Raw genomic sequence first — 18,695 nt, forward strand, 5'->3', positions numbered from 1 at the left:
TTCTATCGGTTCATGCCTAAGTTAAACACCCGATACAATCTTTTATCCGGAAATTCAGCCTGCACGCATTCCGCTGCTGTGCCGCCTCCGTTTATCGCGATCCGGGGTGTGTTTTTTCCGCCATCCAGCATGTTGCTGCTGATTCCAAGGCTTTCAGCAGCTTTAGTTACAGCTGCCGAACTTATTCGAATCGCGCGCTTTTTGAATTCCATCATATTTTTTCGCGTTTCTGCCATCGTGATAGCTCCTTTTTTCTGTTACGTTTTTCTTGTCACACAGACCCCTCTATTGGGTTTATAAGAAAGCAAAAAGCCGTTGCATCTTTGCTGCGATGCAACGGCTCAATCTTGTGATAAGTCGGTCGGATTATATTGTGTGGTGAAATTAAACACTAACTAATCTCTGTACAAAAGCACTTTTCACAAGCTCAATTCAGTTCTGCGCCTAGCACGCCGTCAGTTAAACTCAGAAGGGTTCGGGTATTTATGAGGGCTGGTGGAATAACCATTTTGATACTTTACGGTCATGTACAGGGTTTCCTTGCCGCTTTCAAGCTTGACATAGCAAACGCCATTATCGAACTTATCGGTGATGGCAACTTTTTGATCGAGCCAGTAAACCCAAACGGAGCCGTCATCCTCATATTCCACATCCGGGGCCGTCAACTGTTCCGTAAGTTCTTCTTCCGACGCAGGTATTTCAGTTCCGTCAGGTGAGAATGCAACCCCGCCTCCAGCTTGATGCTTCACATTTCCTTCGCCGTCCGTGTAGTCCATGCTGTAATTTCCATTTCCATCGAACTGAAGAGTTGCCTCCGTTTGATCGCCGTGAATCCAAAGCTGGATAGTGCGCTGAATTCCGCCTACATCCGCGGCGTATGCAGCTGTGGCGCTGCCCACAATCATCACACAGACGGCAACAAAAGAAATCATTGTTTTGAATTTATGCTGTTTCTTTGTTCTTTCCATTTTTTCTACCTCCAAAGAAAAATCGTCAGAGGCATGAATTGCAGAAAACGCCTGTTTGTATTTTTCCTTATTCGTCATCTTCCCATACCTCCTTTAATGTGTTGCGGAGCGACATTCTTCCGCGCGATAACCTTACCTTTACATTGCTTGGCGTCACCCTCAAGATATCCGCGATTTCATTCACTGAATAATCCTCATAGTAAAACAGATGAATGACGATGCGATACTTTTCCGGAAGTTTCATCACTGCTTCAAATAATTCGGAGGACTCCTCCGACTCAAACGTCAATGTTTCTATGTAATCCTCCAATGGCAGTGAATTCCGCCTGAAAAAAGTATTGTTCTTATTCTTTGCCTTGTTAATTGCCACCCGGATAAGCCAAGCGCGGATATGCTGTTCTGATTCAAAACCTTTTTTGTGTGATAAATACTGGATAAAGGTATCCTGAACAACATCCTCAGCATCCTGCGCGTTTTTGCACATGTTAAACGCCGCAGCATAAAGGTTGCTTTGGTATTTTTCAACCAGTATCTCTACGGATGGTTTCATAAGCATGCTCCTTGATCTGTTTGAAAAGCCTTTCACCAATAATACAAATGAGAATAGTGAAAGGTTACAAGATCTCCTCAAATCTTAAAAAAATTTCGATAATAGTAAAAATTACTGATTCTCCGGATAAGTTCAGTTCTTTATTTGATTTTCACGCAGAAAACTTAAGAATGATTTATTGACATCCACTTATTACTGTATTATGCTAAAGTATAAGCGAATAAGTATCAAGTTGCAATGTATCCGCGCGCAGGTTTTGCCCGAGGATACAGGGCCGGTAGTTTTACCTGACCGCAAGGTGTTTCCGAGCGGAAAGACGCACATTCGGTATTGAGTACTCTGTTTTGCCGTAATGCTCCCTTTCCGCCTTTCGTACGGAAAGGGAGCATTAATTTTTGAAGGAGGTTTTAAAGTGGACAAAAAGATAGGCATCGTGGGCATTGTGATCGAAAATTCATCCTGTGTGGAACGTGTAAATGCCGTTCTGCACGAATATGCCGGGCTTATTGTAGGCAGGATGGGGCTTCCCTATCGAGAGCGGGGCGTTTCCGTCATATCATTAATAGTGGACGGAAGCAATGACGAAATCAGCGCGCTAACCGGAAAGCTCGGCAGGATTACCGGGGCTACGGTCAAATCGATGATCACCAAAAGTAGCCAACAGTTATAGAAAGGGGTATATGCATGAATTTTCTTGAAAAGTACCAAAAAGAGTTTGCGCAGTATGACAAGCTTGATCATGATTTCATTGACGAGAATAAAATCTGGGCGCAGTTGAACAAGTGGAAAAACCCTTCGAAAGCAGACGTGCGAATCGTTTTGAAGAAAGCGGAGCAATGTATCCGGCTTGAGCCGGAGGAGACTGCAATCCTTCTGCAAAACAAAGACGAGAGTATGCTGCACGAGATGTATGAATTGGCCCATCAGCTGAAGGAAGATGTATACGGCGACCGAATTGTGTTTTTCGCACCGCTTTATATCAGCGACGAATGTGCAAATAACTGCGCATATTGCGGCTTCCGCAGCAGCAATACCGCGATGCGCCGAAAAACTCTGACGATGGAGGAAATCGAGCAGGAAGTTCGGATTATGATCGAAGAGGGGCAGAAACGCACCGTTCTTGTCTATGGAGAATCTCCCGCCACCCAGGTCGATTTTATGTGCGATTCGATCAAAAAGGTTTACAGTGTCAAGACGGAACACGGCGAAATACGGCGTGCTAATATAAACTGTGCCCCCCTGACCGCAGAGGAACTTAGGAAGCTGAAGAAAGTGGGAATCGGGACCTTCCAGGTGTTTCAGGAGACGTACCATCATGAAACCTACCGTAAAATGCACCCGCAAGGGACTATTAAAGGCCACTACCGCTGGAGATTGTACTGCATGGACAGAGCGCAGGAGGCGGGCGTGGACGACAACGGCATTGGCGTATTATTTGGACTTTACGACTGGCGTTTTGAGGTCATGGGACTTTTATATCATACGATCCACCTTGAGGAAAATTTCAACGGCGTCGGGCCGCATACGATTTCCTTCCCTCGCATAACGCCCGCCACAGGCACTCCGTTTTCAATCAATCCCCAGTATGCCGTCAGCGACAGCGATTTCAAGAAGCTGGTCGCGATTCTGCGTTTGTCCGTTCCCTACACCGGCCTTATTTGCACCGCCAGGGAACCCGACAAGGTGCGGCGGGAGGTTATCCCGTTCGGGGTCTCGCAAATCGACGCGGGAACCCGTATAGGAGTCGGCGCCTACGCGCAGTCAATAAAAGCGAACGAGCTTCCCGACAAAGAACAGTTCACCATAAACGATCCGCGTTCTTTGGACGGGGGTGGTCAGCGAAATTTGCGATATGAACTGTATTCCGTCTTTCTGCACCGCATGTTACAGGGCGGGGCGAACCGGCGAGCAGTTTATGAAGGTGGCAAAATCGAAATTCGTACATAACTTCTGTATCCCAAACGCAATTTTTACGCTGAAGGAATATCTGCTTGATTATGCGTCGCCAGAGACGAAAGCAAAGGGAGAACAGGTACTCAAGCGGCATATCGAACGCTTTAAAGGGGAAACGGTATATCAGACAATACAGGAAAATCTAAATAGAATAGAAAACGGCGAGCGCGACCTTCGTTTATAGGAGCGGCGGATATGGAAAACGGAGCAGCCAGGCAGCTGTCCGATTTTTTAGCCTCGGCGAATAAACGGGAATTACTCGCCTTGATCCGATTTTTGGAAGAGGAAGCTCAGGAGGATGATCTTTTTGAGCTCTTCCGTCTGGCCGGAGAAACAAGAAAGGCAAGCTACGGCGACAGGGTTTTCTTTCGCGGGCTAATCGAATTTTCAAGCTTCTGCAAAAACGACTGCTATTACTGCGGGATAAGGAGAAGCAACCGGAAAGCGGCGAGATACAGGCTTACAAAGAATGAAATCATTGATTGCTGCCGGTCCGGATATGATCTGGGCTTTCGGACCTTCGTGTTGCAAAGCGGCGAAGACATGTTTTTTTCGGACGAGGTATTATGCGGTATCGTTTCGGGGATAAAAGAGCTTTTTCCGGAATGTGCGGTAACGCTTTCCGTTGGAGAACGAAGCCGCGAATCCTATCGCCGGCTTTTTGCCGCCGGCACCGACCGGTATCTTCTGCGCCATGAAACAGCCGATGAAGCGCATTACGCAAAGCTCCACCCGCCGGAGCAGGCCCTAAAAAATCGGAAACGGTGCCTGTACGACCTGAAAGAGCTCGGCTATCAGGTCGGGGCCGGCCTTATGGTCGGTTCCCCGTTTCAGACCTATGAAACACTGGCAGAGGATATCATTTTTCTGCGCGATCTCCAGCCGCATATGGCCGGGATAGGTCCCTTTATACCGCATAAGGAAACTAGATTCGCGGGTTTCCCTTCCCCGCCGCCCAAAAGCACGCCAATTCTGCTGTCGCTTGTGAGATGCTTGCTGCCCAAGGTGCTGCTGCCCGCTACAACGGCACTCGCAACGTCGGATAAAAACGGCCGTGAAAAAGGACTTCTGGCGGGGGCAAACGTTGTTATGCCGAACCTGACGCCATACGAGCACAGGAAAGATTTCTCCCTGTATGACAACAAGCTTGCCACCGGCAGCGAGGCCGCGGAAGGACTTTCCGTTCTCAAACGACAAATAAAGGGTCTTGGGCTTAAGCCCGATTTCTCCAGGGGAGACCACGCGGATTTTCAGAAAGGATAGGCGGCTATGCGCACAGAGCATGATTTTCTGGGAGAGCTTTTAATAGACGATAACGCTTATTACGGAATCCACACGGCGAGAGCATTGACGAACTTTGCCATAACGGGAGTTCCCATTCATCCGGCGCTCATTGAAGCTGTGGTAACGGTGAAAAAGGCGGCGGCGGCGGTGAACCGGAGCTTAGGCGCTCTGGACAGCCGAATTGCCGAAGCGATCATATCGGCCTGCGACGAAATCCTGTCAGGCGCGCTGAGGGATCAGTTCCCCGTGGACTGTATGCAGGGCGGGGCCGGCACGTCTACGAACATGAATGTCAACGAGGTGATCGCCAACCGAGCCATCGAGCTGCTCGGCGGAAAAAAAGGCGACTATAGCATCGTCCATCCTCTTGACCATGTAAATCTTCACCAATCGACGAACGACGTATTCCCGACGGCAGTGCGCATTGCTCTAATTCGCCTGCTCAAGCCCGTAACTGAGCTGTTCGCCGCGCTCCAGACCGCCCTGCAGGAAAAGGAACAGGAATTCGCCTCCGTTTTGAAGGTCGGCCGGACGCAGCTTCAGGACGCCGTTCCGGTAACACTCGGTCAGGAATTCGGGGCATGGGCTCAGGCTGTGGCCCGGGACCGATGGCGGCTGTACAAGGCGGAGGAACGGCTCCGACAGGTCAACATCGGCGGGACCGCCGTGGGTACCGGGATCAACGCTCCGAAAGCATACATATTCACGGTGATTGAAAAGCTGCGGGAGCTTACTGGCATCGGGCTTGCGCGCGCCGAATATATGATGGACCCAACCCAGAATTGCGATGTCTTCGTCGAGGTATCCGGCCTTCTGAAAGCGGCCGCTGTGAATCTCGCGAAAATAGCAAACGACCTGCGGCTTCTGTCGTCTGGTCCGAAAGCGGGATTCGGGGAAATAACGCTGCCCTCCGTGCAGGCGGGTTCCTCAATTATGCCCGGAAAAGTGAATCCCGTGATATGCGAGTCGGTCAATCAGGCGGCGTTTCAGATTATGGCGGATGATACGGCGGTAACGTTGGCCGCACAGGCGGGGCAGCTCGAGCTCAACGCCTTTTTGCCCTTAATTGCCAAAAATATGTTTGAAATGCTTGATATGCTGAACCACGTGCTCCCCATATTTATAGAACGCTGCATAAAAGGGATACGGGCAAACGGCGATATCTGTGCCCGAAAGCTAACGGACAGCTTCGCGGTAGTGACCGCGCTGACCGGATATATCGGCTATGACAAGGCATCAATGGTCGCGGGGTTCTGCCTGAACACGGGAAAAACAGTTCGCGAAGCGGTTTTGGAATTGGGACTTCTGGACGAAGGGACTTTGTCGGAGATCCTGAGGCCGGAACGGCTAACCGCTCCCGAAATGAGAACGTCAAAGGAGAGATAACGATGGCAGACATGAACGCCACTCCGATGGCAAACAGATTTACGATTGGACTTTTCGGCAGGAGGAACGCCGGGAAATCGTCCCTTATCAACGCGATCACAGGGCAGAACATCGCCGTCACCTCCGAAGTCGCGGGCACTACGACGGACCCGGTATATAAGGCGATGGAGCTTTTGCCTCTGGGCCCGGTCGTGTTTATCGACACGGCAGGGCTCGACGATACCGGGAATCTCGGAAAGCTGCGCGTGGAAAGGACCTATGAGGTTCTGCGGAAATGCAACCTTGCCATCGTAGCGGCGGATATCCACGAGGGAATCACCGAGTTTGACACTGAATTTATCGAACAGTTGGAAAGACGCAAAATACCGTGCATCTGCGTACTGAACAAGTGCGACGAGGGAGTTCCTCCCGAAAGTCTAAAAATCAAATCCGCACCCGAAATTCCGCTTATCTATGCCAGTGCGGCGACACGCTTTGGAATCGACAAGGTGATAAAACAAATCATTTCAAGCTCGAATTTTGAGGATGCGGAGCCCGCCTTAGTGGGTGATTTGGTCAATTCCGGCGACGTCGCGGTGCTGGTGACGCCCATTGACAAAGCGGCACCGAAGGGTAGGCTCATCCTTCCCCAGCAGCAGACGATTCGCGACATCATCGAAAAGGACGCGATCGCTGTAATAACCAAGGAACATGAGCTGAAGCATGCGCTCGAGCGTTTAAACTCTCCCCCGGCCATTGTCATTACCGATTCGCAGGCGTTTCTTAAGGTTTCCGCCGACACGCCGCCCGAGATACCGATGACCTCGTTTTCCATTCTATTTGCGCGGCAGAAGGGGGACCTTGCGGAGATGGTGCGGGGAATCAAGCGTATCGAACATCTGGTTCCCGGAGATAAGGTGCTTATTGTGGAAGGCTGCACGCATCACGATCAGGCAGACGACATCGGGAAAGTAAAAATTCCGCGCTGGATACGCCAGATTGCGGGAGGCGAGATTCAATTCGAATGGGTATCGGGTGCGCGCTACCCGAAGGATATCTCCGAATACGCCGTTATCGTACATTGCGGCGGCTGCATGTTAAACCGCAGAGAAATGCAATACCGTGTCGAAAAAGCGCGGGAACAGGGCGTATCCATAACCAATTACGGAGTGCTCATCGCTTACGTGATGGGGATACTCCCGAGAGCGATTAAGCCATTTCCCGCCGCAAGCATGGCTTTGGATGAGATTAATTTTAAATAAACTCGCCCTTTTTCAGGGAAAGATTGACTGTCTTTCATATTTTCTGCTTTTTTAGAGTCTTAGTCAGACCCTCTATTTCAACCGCGAATATTTACCAATTCCCCCCTTGATTCAATCTGCGGAATCCCGTTTCGATAACCAAGAGTTTCATCCGATTCGCCTGCGATGACTGTGCTCATGAAAAGACTTCCTTCAGACTTGATTTTTCTTACCCTCGTTCTTGTCTGAAAGGAAGTCTCCTATTCAGCTTTTACACAAAGCCTGATGCGGTATCAAAAGTTTAAAAAAACAATTAGCCCAGAGCATAAGCAGGAATAGCCTTGCATGTGCACTGGGCTCTATTGGGTTGCAAAGAGAAAATTTTTATACGATGAACGGCGTAACATCAGGTTCCTTATTTGTTAAATTTTTTAATATGGTCAAACCCTTGATAAGCTCCTCTTTATTCTTGACTGACGCAGTGGCAATTCGAACGGCGGACGGTACGGGATTGCTGCCAACCGCAAACCGCTCAGCACAATAAATTTGCACCCCTGACAATTTAGCGCAATATTCAAATTCTTTCCCAGTCCATCCATCCGGCAATAGAAGCCACCTGAAGTAATCACGTTTGTTCCCTTGCACGGTGAAGCCGTTTAGGATTTCATCCGTGAGCTTATTCCGCGTTTCTGCTTCCAACCTTTTCGCTTCGAGAATTTGATCTGCCAAACCGGTTTCTATAAGATTGGCTACGATTTCTACATTAAAGTGGGATGTATTTAGATTTATGTTGTAAATCCCACGACTAATTTGATCATGTAATTTTGGGGCAACAGCCATGAACGCCACCCTCAAGCCCGCGCTTAAGGATTTAGACGTGCAATTAATATAAATGCTTTGCTCCGGAATGAATTGTGACACAGGAGCCAGTTCTGAATTTTTCAAAAAAGAGTAGGTATCATCTTCTATCAAAATCAAGTTATTTGCCTTAATAATTTCAGCTATCTTCTGTCGGCGTGAAATTGGCATTGTACATGTTGTAGGATTTTGACATTCCGGTATTAAATACAGTCCCTTTAAGCTTTCGTTTTTGCACGTTTTGCTTAGCATTGAGGGATTCATGCCATCTCTGTCCATTTCAACAGGAACCAAGCGAACGCCAAATGTACTGGCAAGATTTTTATACCCTGTGTAAGTAAGAGAATCCGTGCCAATTTTATCGCCAGGCTGAAACAATGAGATCATTGTAACCGCCAACGCATTTTGAGCGCCTGAAGCGATAGCGATATTTTCAGGTTTAACATTGATATGAAATCGTTTCAACCACTCACTTCCTATTTCACGGTGAGATATTTTCATCTTGGGTTCATCGTATTCCAAATACTTTCCGATTGTTATATTTTGAACCGTTTGTCTGATAGATTCGACCACAAGTTTATTTTGGCCATATAATGGTCGAATGGTCCCCATTTCAATTAATCCGTTATCTAATTCGTCATCCTGTGAAACTGCCGGAACATTTGCATCGGCAGAAATAAAAGTTCCTTTTCCGACGGTTGCATAGATCAATCCTTTTCGTTCGCAAAGCTTAAACGCTTTTGTCACGGTTGTGAGATTAATGTGAAGAAAATCTGCCAGTTCTCGTTGTGGGGGCAGTTTATCGCCCGGCTTTAGAACTCCATTCCTAATATCGGTATCCAAAGTTTCCATAATGGCTAAGTACATTGGCTTATCCGTTTGATTGATTTTAGGCATCCATGTTAAGTCGTCATAAAATGATTTCTGCATAAAGAACGCTCCTTTTGTAAGTCATACAATTATACCGTTGACAGCATACAATGTCAACATTATAATTAATTGTATTACAAATAAATGCGACAAGGAGTGGAAACAATGGATTCTGAAAGACTTGGACTCAACAGGAATCTTGCCCAGATGCTGAAAGGCGGCGTAATTATGGACGTCACCAATGCAAAGGAAGCTGCAATCGCCCAAGAATCAGGTGCAGTTGCTGTCATGGCTCTGGAAAGGGTTCCTGCCGATATCAGAAACGAGGGCGGAGTTGCCCGTATGAGCGACCCCAAAATGATAAAGGAAATTCAAAAAGCCGTATCTATTCCCGTTATGGCAAAAGTACGGATCGGCCACATCGCAGAAGCACAGATTCTTGAGGCTCTCGGCATTGATTTTATCGACGAGAGTGAAGTTCTGACCCCGGCAGATGAAATGTATCATATCGATAAATCGGCATTTAAAGTTCCGTTTGTCTGCGGTGCTCGAAATCTGGGTGAAGCTCTTAGAAGGATAGGCGAAGGGGCCTCCATGATCCGTACAAAAGGAGAGGCGGGTACGGGAAATGTCGTTGAAGCTGTACGCCATATGAGAACCGTAATGTCGGAGATCAGGGAGCTTTCCAATAAGCCAAAAGAGGAACTTATGACTTACGCGAAAGAAAACGGAGCGCCCTATGATTTGGTTGTATCGGTTGCGGAAAACAAGAAACTGCCCGTTGTCAATTTTGCCGCAGGAGGAATTGCGACTCCGGCTGATGCAGCTTTGATGATGCAGCTGGGAAGTGAAGGGATTTTCGTTGGATCCGGCATATTTAAATCCGATCATCCGCTCCCTAGAGCGAAAGCGATTGTAAAAGCAGCTGCGTATTATGACAAACCGGAAATTCTTGCCGAGGTAAGCGAAGGGCTTGGAGAGGCTATGAAAGGAATTGATATTAAAACAATAGCTCCCGAAGACCAGTTTGCTAAAAGGGGCTGGTAAAATGGCGAAAGACTTGCAGGTTGGGGTTTTATCCTTACAAGGTTCCGTCGAAGAACATAGAAGCATGCTGGGCAAAATCAAGAATGTTAAACCGATTGAAGTGAAATCCTTAACTGCATTGGAATCTGTCAATGGCATAATTTTACCGGGTGGTGAAAGCACAACAATATCAAAATTGCTTATCGAATTTGGCCTTTTTGAACCGCTGAAACAAAGGATAAAACAAGGTCTTCCCGTTTGGGGCACATGTGCAGGTATGATCCTGCTTGCTAAAGATGTAATCGGCGAAAATCCACACTTGGGGCTGATGGATATAACAGTCCGGCGAAATGCCTATGGTCGGCAAATCAACAGTTTTACCGTGTCGGAAAATATCCCAGCCCTATCAGAGCAGCGGATTGAGCTTCCTTTCATCCGTGCGCCATGGATTGAAAATGTCGGCAAAGATGTTGAAGTGCTTTGTTCCCTAAACAAACATATTGTAGCTGCAAAAGAAAGAAATATGCTTGTGACCTCTTTTCATCCCGAATTGACAGACTGTCTTGCCGTGCATCAGTACTTTATCGAGAAGATGATACGGGCGGTTGAAAATAATAAATGAATAATACATGTGATTCAAAGGCTTATGGAAGATTAGTTTTGATTGGAATTCAGTTCAGGCAAAAACTCGGGTAATTTTTTTGATTTGCAACGTAAATCAATGTCTCCCCTGTATCCGTTTAACGGCGTGATGTGGACTAAACTGTTGGTGCCTCAAGTTTCCGTCATGGTCCCGCCATTAACATGTAGTACTTGACCGGTTACAAAAGAAGAATCATCGCTTGCAAGATATATATATGTCGGAGCAAGCTCAAACGGCTGTCCGGCACGTTTCATTGGGGTATCCAATCCAAAAGTCTTTACATATTCGTCAGAAAAGCTTGAAACAATGAGCGGAGTCCAGATAGGCCCTGGGGCTACTGCATTTACGCGGATTCCTTTGGATACCAGCTGCAAGGCTAAGGAGCGGGTAAACGAAACGATTGCACCTTTTGTCGAGGAATAATCCACCAGCAACGGTTCACCTGCGTAGGCGGTCACGGATGCGGTTGATATAATGGAACTTCCAGGCTTCAGGTAAGGCAATGCTGCCTTTGTCATGTAAAAATTGGGGAAAATATTTGTTCGGTACGTATTTTCAAGCTGTTCGTCCGAGATGTCCGATATGCTTTTTTGAGGGAATTGAACCCCCTGGTTTAAAACCAGAATATCAATCTTTCCGAAGCGTTCCAGAACCTCCTCTACAATCTTTTCTGAAAAATCAGGCTGTCTCAGATCCCCTTCCACCAAAAGCGCGTGCTGACCGTAAAATTCCACAGCCTTTCCGGTCAATTCGGCATCCTGACGTTCACGAGGCGTGAAAACGATGGCAGTATCCGCCCCTTCTTTTGCAAATCCAATCGCGACGGCACGACCGATCCCGCTGTCTCCTCCTGTGATGATGGCAATCTTCCCCTTTAGCTTCTCACTGCTCTTATATTCTGTATTGTCGGAAATCGGGACAGGATTCATCAAATACTCCAGACCCGGCTGTACGTCCTGATGCTGCGGCGGAAACGTGATCGGCGTTTCAATACATTTCGTCTCATTGCCAAGATAAGGATAAGTGGGCACCATTACATATCTCTCCCTTGTATTTTTCTATAATAAGATATTCATGAGCGCCATAAAGGTGCTATGGAAGAGAAATAGGGCGGATTCGGTTTTAAGATCTTTATACAGTCCCATCGGATTTCTGTTGAGTTGGCGGCAGCTTTTCTGGAAAGGAAGAAGATATGTTTCCGCCTTGAGCTTTTAATGTGCGTTGAAACGTTTCCGGCGGCATGAAACGGGGCTCGGCAAGCGCAGGCGCTTTTAAATGATCCAAAAGTTTTAGTGCTTGATGAACCGACCGCTGACTGGATTTGATGGAACGCGTTCATTTTCGCAACCCGATTTCCAGTATCTCAATTCAAAGTGCGCCTCCACGAGTGTTCGCGCTAAATCAGAGGTTGAATGGACCGCACCCATTCCCCGGTTGGAAACCTGCTGTAGACGCGTCTTCCTTCTCCATCTGTTCAAGAATACCGCTGGTCAGTGTGATCCGCGGATCCGGCAAAGGGAGTTTCTGCAAAGCGACGATGACCTTCATGATTTTTGTCATAAAGGCCGGATAGATCTTCTGGTCGGCATTTTGGACCATCAGGATTTGCCCGTCGCTTCTATGGATTCAGACGGCATGACTATTTGTTTTTTGCTTCTGAGTGTCATTATAGGATTTGTTCCTTGGGAACGGGAACGCAGGCCATTGAATCACCTACTATTCAAGCTGAAAGAGAACGTCTACCTTACTCAGGCAGACGTTCTCTTTCATATTGCTTAACTGTTCATTTCGTTTTCCCAATCAAAATTGCCGGATTCTTCATAACACTTCGGCCAATGGCTGCACCATTCAGGAACAACAGGATTTTCCACGCGGTCTAGGCTCGGCGTGTACGGTTTAATATCCAAAACCGGCGAACCGTCAAACGCTTCAATATATGAAAGGCCAATCACTGCGTTTTCATGGTCGATGTAGGTTACCTGCACACAATCCAGCGCAATAGGGTTTGGGCGCATGGGTGAGCGGGTGGCAAAGGTACCGAGTACTTCGGGACTGTTTTTATAGGGTTTTATTTCTGAGAGTTTGCTTCTATTCTTCGGATTATCACACTCGGAAAACCACCATAAAATCTGAATATGGCTAAACCCATCCAACCCAGCGAGAGCAGAAGCATAAGTCTTGTCTAAAACAAGCCTTATGTCCTCACCGTGACACGCAATCATCCCAATCGTATTAACTTTTAGTTCTGCCATAAATACTATCTCCTTTTTGTTATATTTACGGCGCCGTTGATTTTAGTATAGCAGAAGTTTAGTACACTTCAAGCTTTTTTTAATGCGCGCTAAAGGTGTTAGACCGATATCGGCCTAACATCTTTAAGGCCGCGTAAAAACTAATACCGATAACTTCGGTAGAAACCAAGGCTCGTCCCCCTGTTTTAAGCGAAAATATCGGTCTAATTCTGAGTTACTTCAATCCTAAGAATTTCAACTTGTCATCTTCGGAAAGGCTGTCCCATTTTCTAGCGGGCTGATCGCCCAACATGTTGTTCATTGCTTCTACGGCCAAATATCCACATGGCCAAGGAGCTTGGCGATTTCCGGCAGTGAGAAATGCATCATCGGGAACCGGAACGATCCGTGGCTTGTCGCCCTTGCCGAAAAGCCGGACATATGGGTGTTTTCCATCCGTGATAACGTCGTTTGCCTTGACCGTGATCATCTCGTTTAAGCGCGCGCCGGTTGAAAACAAAAACAGAATAATGAAACGGTCTCTTACCCCGATTTTTGTAGGCTTCGGCTGCTCCAGAATCAATAGTATCTGGTCTTTGCTAAGCCAGTTGTGCCGTTTGGGATAAACCTTTTTGTGCTTTAAACCGGCAAGGCTGATTTGCAATGACGTCAGGTCAATGTTTTTGGAGGCCGCATATTTCACATATGCCTTTAGAGCGGCAAGATGGACATTTCTTGTGCCGACGCTGCTGTGATTGGAGACCCACCCGATGTACTCCCGAATCACCTTGTCGCTGACAAAATCAATGGTAATCGCGTCAACACCTTTTGAGTATTGTTCGGAAAGATATTGTCTAAAGGAATTTAGCGATTGCCGGTAGGTTTCCACTGTGCGCTCACTTTTGAGTTCAATCCGCATGTCATGAATGAAATCCCTAACATATTTAAAAAACATAACCGTTTGGCTATTCTTCGACATACACGACACAGTAAACGAGGGATACCCGTAAAAGGCTATCTCTCATTCCATTTCAGCTCAATGAAAACACAAACCCGAAAATAAAATTTTTACAGTTAGTATAATCTCCAATTAAGTTACATACTGAAAATTATAGTATTTTCTCCATGCAGACGGAATCTGGCATATCTTTGTATTGCCCGAAATTTTTAATTTTAAAATAACCAATGGACCTGTATAATTTCATTGCGGCAATCAATGGCTCACCGGACTCCAGTACAAATTTTTTATAGCCTTGTTTCTTTGCGCTTTGCTCCAACAATTCCATCAACTTTTTTGAAATATTTTTTCCGCGATATTCTTCCTTGATGAATACGCGTTTTACCTCTGCCGTTTCAACATCATAATGCTTAAAACTTGCACAACCTATAGGTTTATCCCCGTCGTAAACGATAACAACATTGTGAATATCATCTAATTGATTATATGGAATATATTGCAAACGGTTTTCTTCTCCGCCAACCAATTTATTCAGAAATTCATCCAGTTCATGGCACAATAAAATAAAGTCTGGTTCAGACCCATTTGTATATTTATATCTCATATAGAAATTTCTCCTCAAGTTTCTGTTTGTCTAATGAAATAATAAACTCTGAATCCATAATACCATGCTTTTCCACATAAAAAAAGACATACCTCTCCCCTTGGCGGAAGATATGTCTTTTTTTGGTCGGAGTAAAATTATAGGACTTGGAGAAATCCAGTATTATCAACGGTTTGCGGGCAATCTGCAAGCAGCATTTACGCCCCGGCTAGATTGTTCTATCAATTACTATCACTTGCGTGATCACATCCCGCAGCCTGTCTTTGCCAACCTTATATTCCAGTACTTCATCAGCGGTATCGCACCATTTTTCATATGAACCATCTGTTTTTGCAATACAATAGCGGTTTCCATCCCAAAAGATTCCATATTGTTCAGAATGCCATTCCAAAACGACTTCACCATGGAACCGCATGCATTCTTTAAAATCGCTGATTGTTTTAAAGCAATCGTCTTCTAATTTATTATCTGCTATTTTCATAATATCAAAGATACCTCCGCGCTTTGACTTAAACTCCGGTACATTACCATCAAAATAATTGATTGCCGGTTCGAAATCAGGATGTTCGTCTGGGCTATCCCAATTAACCTTATGGTCATGCGGATTGCTATGATATTTGGAATTCGGGGCAGTGGTGTGATGCCGTTCCAAAGATGCCTTCCCATTGTCACCAATTTTTGTTTCAAACTTTGTTCCATCTTTTTTGTAAGAGACCTTAATTTCTCCGGGCTTTCCCCATAATCTTGCTTCGAATTCGTTATGGGGTTTCCATTTGGCACCATAAGCGCTACCCATCCCGGCTTGTACAATGCTATTATAATTCCTGCTATTCTCATTTACAACATATCCGCTTTTAATAATGAGATTGCTCCCTGCCGGAAGGGGTGCTTCCCCGCAGATGTATTTCGCATATATGGACGGCGTGTACGGGGCGTCGCCCATATATCTCCACGAGCTTAGTTCATAGTCGACAAACACAATATCGCCCTGCATCTCGGGGAATGGCGTATTGTAGCAGATTATTTTTTCCGGTTCGATCCGGCGGAGCATCTCGTTATAGCCCTTTAGGAAAAACTCTTTCTGGTCCTGGCGGTTGTCGTGTTCCGACACCATATAGGTTGACACCGCAACTACGGAACCCTTTTCAATTCCGTCAAAGCAGAACTCAAACGTATTTTCGTGTCCCCAACTAATGGTGGGAACGACGCGAATCCCTTTCGACGCAAAATAGGCTCCGCACCAACGGTTTCGGAATGTATTGTAAAGCTGCAAAACCGGTGCCATCTCTACATACATACTAAAGTCAGGAGAAAGCACCGCACGATAGCATTTCAGCTTTTCCAGATCGGTATCGGGATTCTTCCAGACACGCTCAAATTTGTAATCGTACAGAAAGAAATGGACCATGCGGTTGACATGTTTTGTATCATTTGTGCCGATTTTATCAAATCCAATGAAAAGCAGACCATTGAAATCATCGGGTTGAATTTGAAATTTAGGGATAATCGGAATTTGCAGCTTTCCTTTCCCTTTGAACTGATTGCGAAGGAAAAGAGGACTCGTACGATACTTATAATTTTCTTCGGTCATCTAGTTGCCTCCTTTAAGATAGGAAAAACATCCTTTCACTTAACCCGCAAAAAAAGTGAAAGTTTCCCTAAAAAGGGCAACTTTTTAAAAATTTATTGAAAAACTGCCGTAGCGTTGGACGTGATCACTTAAAAACCCTTTTAAAGACGTAAAAAACAAAAAATATTTGCATAAAAAAATGGGTAAGTCCTATAAGGACTTACCCATGGTCCGAGTGACAAGACTTGAACTTGCGGCCTCTAGACCCCCAGTCTAGCGCGCTACCAACTGCGCCACACCCGGAAACAACGTTATTTATTTTACCACATCCGCCCTGAAATTGCAAGCAAAAAACAGAAAACAGCCGGTTTTTGCGGTAGAAGCGGCCACCGGCTGTTTTACACGGTTCTCGATTAGTCGTTATCTCTGCCTTCGCCGAAAAAGCGGTTATGAATCGCCGCGACTGCCTTATCCGTATCCGCACGGTCGATCAAAACGGAAATTTTAATCTCGCTGGTGGAAATCATATGGATATTGATATCAGCCGCAAAGAGCGCTTCAAACATGCTTGCAGCCGTACCCGAATGAGTTTCCATGCCGGCGCCCACAATCGAAACCTTTGCCACGTCCTCATCGTACACAACCGACGTAGCGCCGATCAGTTCCACATACGGGTCCAGAATCGCGATGGTCTCCTTCAGGTCCGCGCGATGGACGGTAAATGTGATATCTTTGGTTCCGTTCCGGCCAACCGATTGGAGGATAATATCAATATTTATATTTTTTGCGCCGATTTTAGAAAATATTTTAAACGCAAGACCGGGCCTGTCAGGAACCCCAATGATGGATACGCGCGCGACATCCTCATCTTTCGCGACGCCGCTGATCAGCATTTTCTCCACTTTCGTAGCCTCCTTTACAATTGTGCCGGGCTTTTTTGTCATGCTCGAAAGAACTTCAAGCTCAATTCCGTAACGCTTTGCCATTTCGACGGAACGATTATTCAACACCTGCGCGCCCAGTGAGGCGAGCTCCAGCATCTCGTCATAAGAAATCACGTCAAGCTTTTTGGCATTCTTTATCTTTCGGGGATCCGCAGTAAACACGCCCTCGACGTCCGTATAAATCTGGCACAAGTCGGCGTTCATCGCAGCCGCAATTGCGACAGCGCTCGTATCGGAACCGCCGCGGCCCAGAGTCGTCATATCGTCGTAATGGTTGATTCCCTGAAAACCTGTTACGACAATAATATTTTTCTTATCCAATTCTTTTTTGATCCTGTCCGGTGTAATCCGCTTGATTCTGGCACTTCCATACGCCGTGCTGGTATGAAACCCCGCCTGCCAGCCCAGCAGGGAAACCACGGGATAGCCGAGCTTTTCAATCGCCATCGCCATCAAAGAGGCAGAGATCTGTTCACCCGTCGTTAAGAGCATATCCATTTCCCGCCGCGAGGCGTTGGGATTGATTTCATGCGCTTTTGCAATTAAGTCGTCCGTGGTGTCCCCCTGCGCGGAAACCACAACGATCACATCGTTTCCCTTTGCATAGGTTTTGGTCACAATGTCCGCCACATTGAAGACCCGTTCTGCATTTGCAACCGAGCTTCCGCCGAATTTCTGGACAATCAGACTCATAAGGTTCCGTCCTCCTATCAAGCTAAGTTATTCCATTGAAATGATTGCACCCTGTGGGTCAGTATTGAGCACCTGTACCTGCCAGCCATCAATTTCTTTTTCCCGAAGCCGCGCAACGGCATATTTTGAAAATGTCTCGGCTCCTTCCGTCGGAATCATCGAAATAATCGTCGGACCCGCGCCGCTTATGTACGTTCCGAGCGAACCAAGTTCGTAGCTCAAGCGGAATACGTCGTCAAGGTTTGCAATCAGTCCGGAACGGTAGGGCTGATGGATTTTATCCTGAACGGCGACGCGCAGGTTTTCAAGCCGTCCCGAAAACAGAGAAGCCGCCATCAAAGCCGAGCGGGACAGATTGTAAACCGCATCGCTCCTGGAATATTCCTTCGGCAGAACGGAGCGTGCTTTTTCCGTCTTTAATTCAAACGGAGGAACGAAAAGAGCGAACCGGATTTTTTCGGAGACCGGAACGCTGACGCTGTAAACACGGCCCGCCTCAATCGCTGAAGCCGCCAGGCCGCCTTCAATCGCCGGCGTCGTGTTGTCGGGATGGCCCTCAATCTCAGCAGCCAGATTAATCAGGTCCTGACGGCTCAACGGACTGCCAAGCATGCGGTTTGCCCCAAGAATGCCGGCCACAATGCAGGCGGAGCTGCTGCCGAGCCCGCGCGCCATCGGTATATTGTTGAGCTGGATGATTTTCATCCCGGGCAGCTTGTGTCCGCAAAGGTCGTACAGGCGTTTCGCGGCCCAGTAAATCAAATTCGTCTCATCGGTCGGCACCTCAATATTATCTTTGCACGAAATATCAATCAGATCCGATTCTTCCATCCAGACCTGATTGTATAACGTCAGGGCAATGCCGAGAGAGTCAAAACCGGACCCAAGGTTGGCGCTGGTCGCCGGTACCTGTATTCGTATCATATAACAACAACCT

General features: G+C 46.8%; 18 protein-coding genes, 1 tRNA gene and 2 pseudogenes. 8 read left to right on the top strand and 13 right to left on the bottom strand.

Features of this window, described 5'->3' with window-relative positions; all coding sequences use genetic code 11:
- Positions 1–2 precede the first annotated feature (2 nt).
- The 3 genes from HCR03_RS05355 to HCR03_RS05365 form a co-directional block, all read right to left on the bottom strand.
- Complete coding sequence (locus HCR03_RS05355; protein ID WP_066647959.1) at positions 3–236, bottom strand: hypothetical protein; 234 nt, start codon at positions 234–236, stop codon at positions 3–5.
- A gap of 219 nt (positions 237–455) precedes the next feature.
- Positions 456–1,046 carry a hypothetical protein gene (locus tag HCR03_RS05360; RefSeq protein ID WP_066647962.1) on the bottom strand — a complete coding sequence of 197 codons (591 nt, stop codon included), beginning with the start codon at positions 1,044–1,046 and terminating at the stop codon, positions 456–458.
- Positions 1,036–1,518, bottom strand: a complete 483-nt coding sequence (locus tag HCR03_RS05365; protein ID WP_066647965.1) for an RNA polymerase sigma factor — start codon at positions 1,516–1,518, stop codon at positions 1,036–1,038. The genes HCR03_RS05360 and HCR03_RS05365 overlap by 11 nt, the downstream gene beginning before the upstream one ends.
- A gap of 412 nt (positions 1,519–1,930) precedes the next feature.
- On the opposite strand from HCR03_RS05365, the gene HCR03_RS05370 reads away from it, so the two are divergent.
- From HCR03_RS05370 to hydF, 5 genes and pseudogenes are all read left to right on the top strand, one after another.
- Positions 1,931–2,188 (top strand): TM1266 family iron-only hydrogenase system putative regulator, encoded by a 258-nt coding sequence (locus tag HCR03_RS05370; RefSeq protein ID WP_066647974.1) that lies wholly within the window; start codon positions 1,931–1,933, stop codon positions 2,186–2,188.
- 14 nt (positions 2,189–2,202) lie between these two features.
- Positions 2,203–3,655 (top strand): annotated as a pseudogene (hydG, locus tag HCR03_RS05375) ([FeFe] hydrogenase H-cluster radical SAM maturase HydG).
- A gap of 11 nt (positions 3,656–3,666) precedes the next feature.
- Positions 3,667–4,734, top strand: a complete 1,068-nt coding sequence (gene hydE, locus HCR03_RS05380) for a [FeFe] hydrogenase H-cluster radical SAM maturase HydE (RefSeq protein ID WP_066647980.1) — start codon at positions 3,667–3,669, stop codon at positions 4,732–4,734.
- Between the two features lie 6 nt (positions 4,735–4,740).
- Positions 4,741–6,141, top strand: a complete 1,401-nt coding sequence (locus tag HCR03_RS05385; protein WP_156990093.1) for an aspartate ammonia-lyase — start codon at positions 4,741–4,743, stop codon at positions 6,139–6,141.
- 2 nt (positions 6,142–6,143) lie between these two features.
- Positions 6,144–7,382 carry a [FeFe] hydrogenase H-cluster maturation GTPase HydF gene (hydF, locus tag HCR03_RS05390; RefSeq protein ID WP_207727265.1) on the top strand — a complete coding sequence of 413 codons (1,239 nt, stop codon included), beginning with the start codon at positions 6,144–6,146 and terminating at the stop codon, positions 7,380–7,382.
- Positions 7,383–7,745: 363 nt separating this feature from the next.
- Here the strand turns inward: hydF and HCR03_RS05395 are convergent, their stop codons facing one another.
- Positions 7,746–9,149: an aminotransferase-like domain-containing protein gene (locus tag HCR03_RS05395; RefSeq protein WP_187037009.1), complete on the bottom strand. Its 1,404-nt coding sequence runs from the start codon at positions 9,147–9,149 to the stop codon at positions 7,746–7,748.
- Positions 9,150–9,254: 105 nt separating this feature from the next.
- On the opposite strand from HCR03_RS05395, the gene pdxS reads away from it, so the two are divergent.
- The gene (gene pdxS, locus HCR03_RS05400) at positions 9,255–10,136 is read left to right on the top strand and encodes a pyridoxal 5'-phosphate synthase lyase subunit PdxS (RefSeq protein ID WP_066647994.1); all 882 of its coding nucleotides are present in this window, start codon (positions 9,255–9,257) and stop codon (positions 10,134–10,136) included.
- A 1-nt stretch (position 10,137) separates the two neighbouring features.
- On the top strand, positions 10,138–10,737 hold the full coding sequence (pdxT, locus tag HCR03_RS05405; RefSeq protein WP_066647997.1) for a pyridoxal 5'-phosphate synthase glutaminase subunit PdxT: 600 nt from the start codon (positions 10,138–10,140) through the stop codon (positions 10,735–10,737).
- Positions 10,738–10,889: 152 nt separating this feature from the next.
- On the opposite strand, the gene HCR03_RS05410 is transcribed toward pdxT, so the two are convergent.
- Positions 10,890–11,792, bottom strand: coding sequence for an SDR family oxidoreductase (locus HCR03_RS05410; RefSeq protein ID WP_066648000.1), 903 nt, complete (start codon positions 11,790–11,792; stop codon positions 10,890–10,892).
- Between the two features lie 225 nt (positions 11,793–12,017).
- Between HCR03_RS05410 and HCR03_RS20490 the strand changes: the two are divergent.
- Positions 12,018–12,124: pseudogene (locus tag HCR03_RS20490) on the top strand (ABC transporter ATP-binding protein); the annotation flags it as partial.
- A gap of 35 nt (positions 12,125–12,159) precedes the next feature.
- Here HCR03_RS20490 and HCR03_RS05415 read toward each other — a convergent pair.
- The 8 genes from HCR03_RS05415 to thrB all read right to left on the bottom strand — a co-directional run bounded on the left by HCR03_RS05415 (position 12,160) and on the right by thrB (position 18,682).
- A complete protein-coding gene (locus HCR03_RS05415; protein ID WP_156990095.1) occupies positions 12,160–12,357 on the bottom strand; it encodes a hypothetical protein in 198 nt (65 codons plus the stop codon).
- Between the two features lie 176 nt (positions 12,358–12,533).
- Complete coding sequence (locus HCR03_RS05420) at positions 12,534–13,010, bottom strand: SAM-dependent methyltransferase (protein WP_187037012.1); 477 nt, start codon at positions 13,008–13,010, stop codon at positions 12,534–12,536.
- A 214-nt stretch (positions 13,011–13,224) separates the two neighbouring features.
- On the bottom strand, positions 13,225–13,968 hold the full coding sequence (locus tag HCR03_RS05425) for a tyrosine-type recombinase/integrase (RefSeq protein WP_330601120.1): 744 nt from the start codon (positions 13,966–13,968) through the stop codon (positions 13,225–13,227).
- A 130-nt stretch (positions 13,969–14,098) separates the two neighbouring features.
- Positions 14,099–14,551: a GNAT family N-acetyltransferase gene (locus HCR03_RS05430; RefSeq protein ID WP_187037013.1), complete on the bottom strand. Its 453-nt coding sequence runs from the start codon at positions 14,549–14,551 to the stop codon at positions 14,099–14,101.
- Positions 14,552–14,759: 208 nt separating this feature from the next.
- On the bottom strand, positions 14,760–16,142 hold the full coding sequence (locus HCR03_RS05435) for a DUF4417 domain-containing protein (RefSeq protein ID WP_187037015.1): 1,383 nt from the start codon (positions 16,140–16,142) through the stop codon (positions 14,760–14,762).
- 206 nt (positions 16,143–16,348) lie between these two features.
- Positions 16,349–16,424, bottom strand: a tRNA-Pro gene (locus HCR03_RS05440).
- Positions 16,425–16,534: 110 nt separating this feature from the next.
- Positions 16,535–17,758 carry an aspartate kinase gene (locus HCR03_RS05445; RefSeq protein ID WP_187037017.1) on the bottom strand — a complete coding sequence of 408 codons (1,224 nt, stop codon included), beginning with the start codon at positions 17,756–17,758 and terminating at the stop codon, positions 16,535–16,537.
- A gap of 27 nt (positions 17,759–17,785) precedes the next feature.
- Positions 17,786–18,682 (bottom strand): homoserine kinase, encoded by an 897-nt coding sequence (gene thrB / locus HCR03_RS05450; RefSeq protein WP_066648025.1) that lies wholly within the window; start codon positions 18,680–18,682, stop codon positions 17,786–17,788.
- Between the last annotated feature and the right edge of the window lie 13 nt (positions 18,683–18,695).

Source organism: Caproicibacter fermentans, assembly GCF_014303955.1.
GTDB lineage: Bacteria > Bacillota > Clostridia > Oscillospirales > Acutalibacteraceae > Caproicibacter > Caproicibacter fermentans.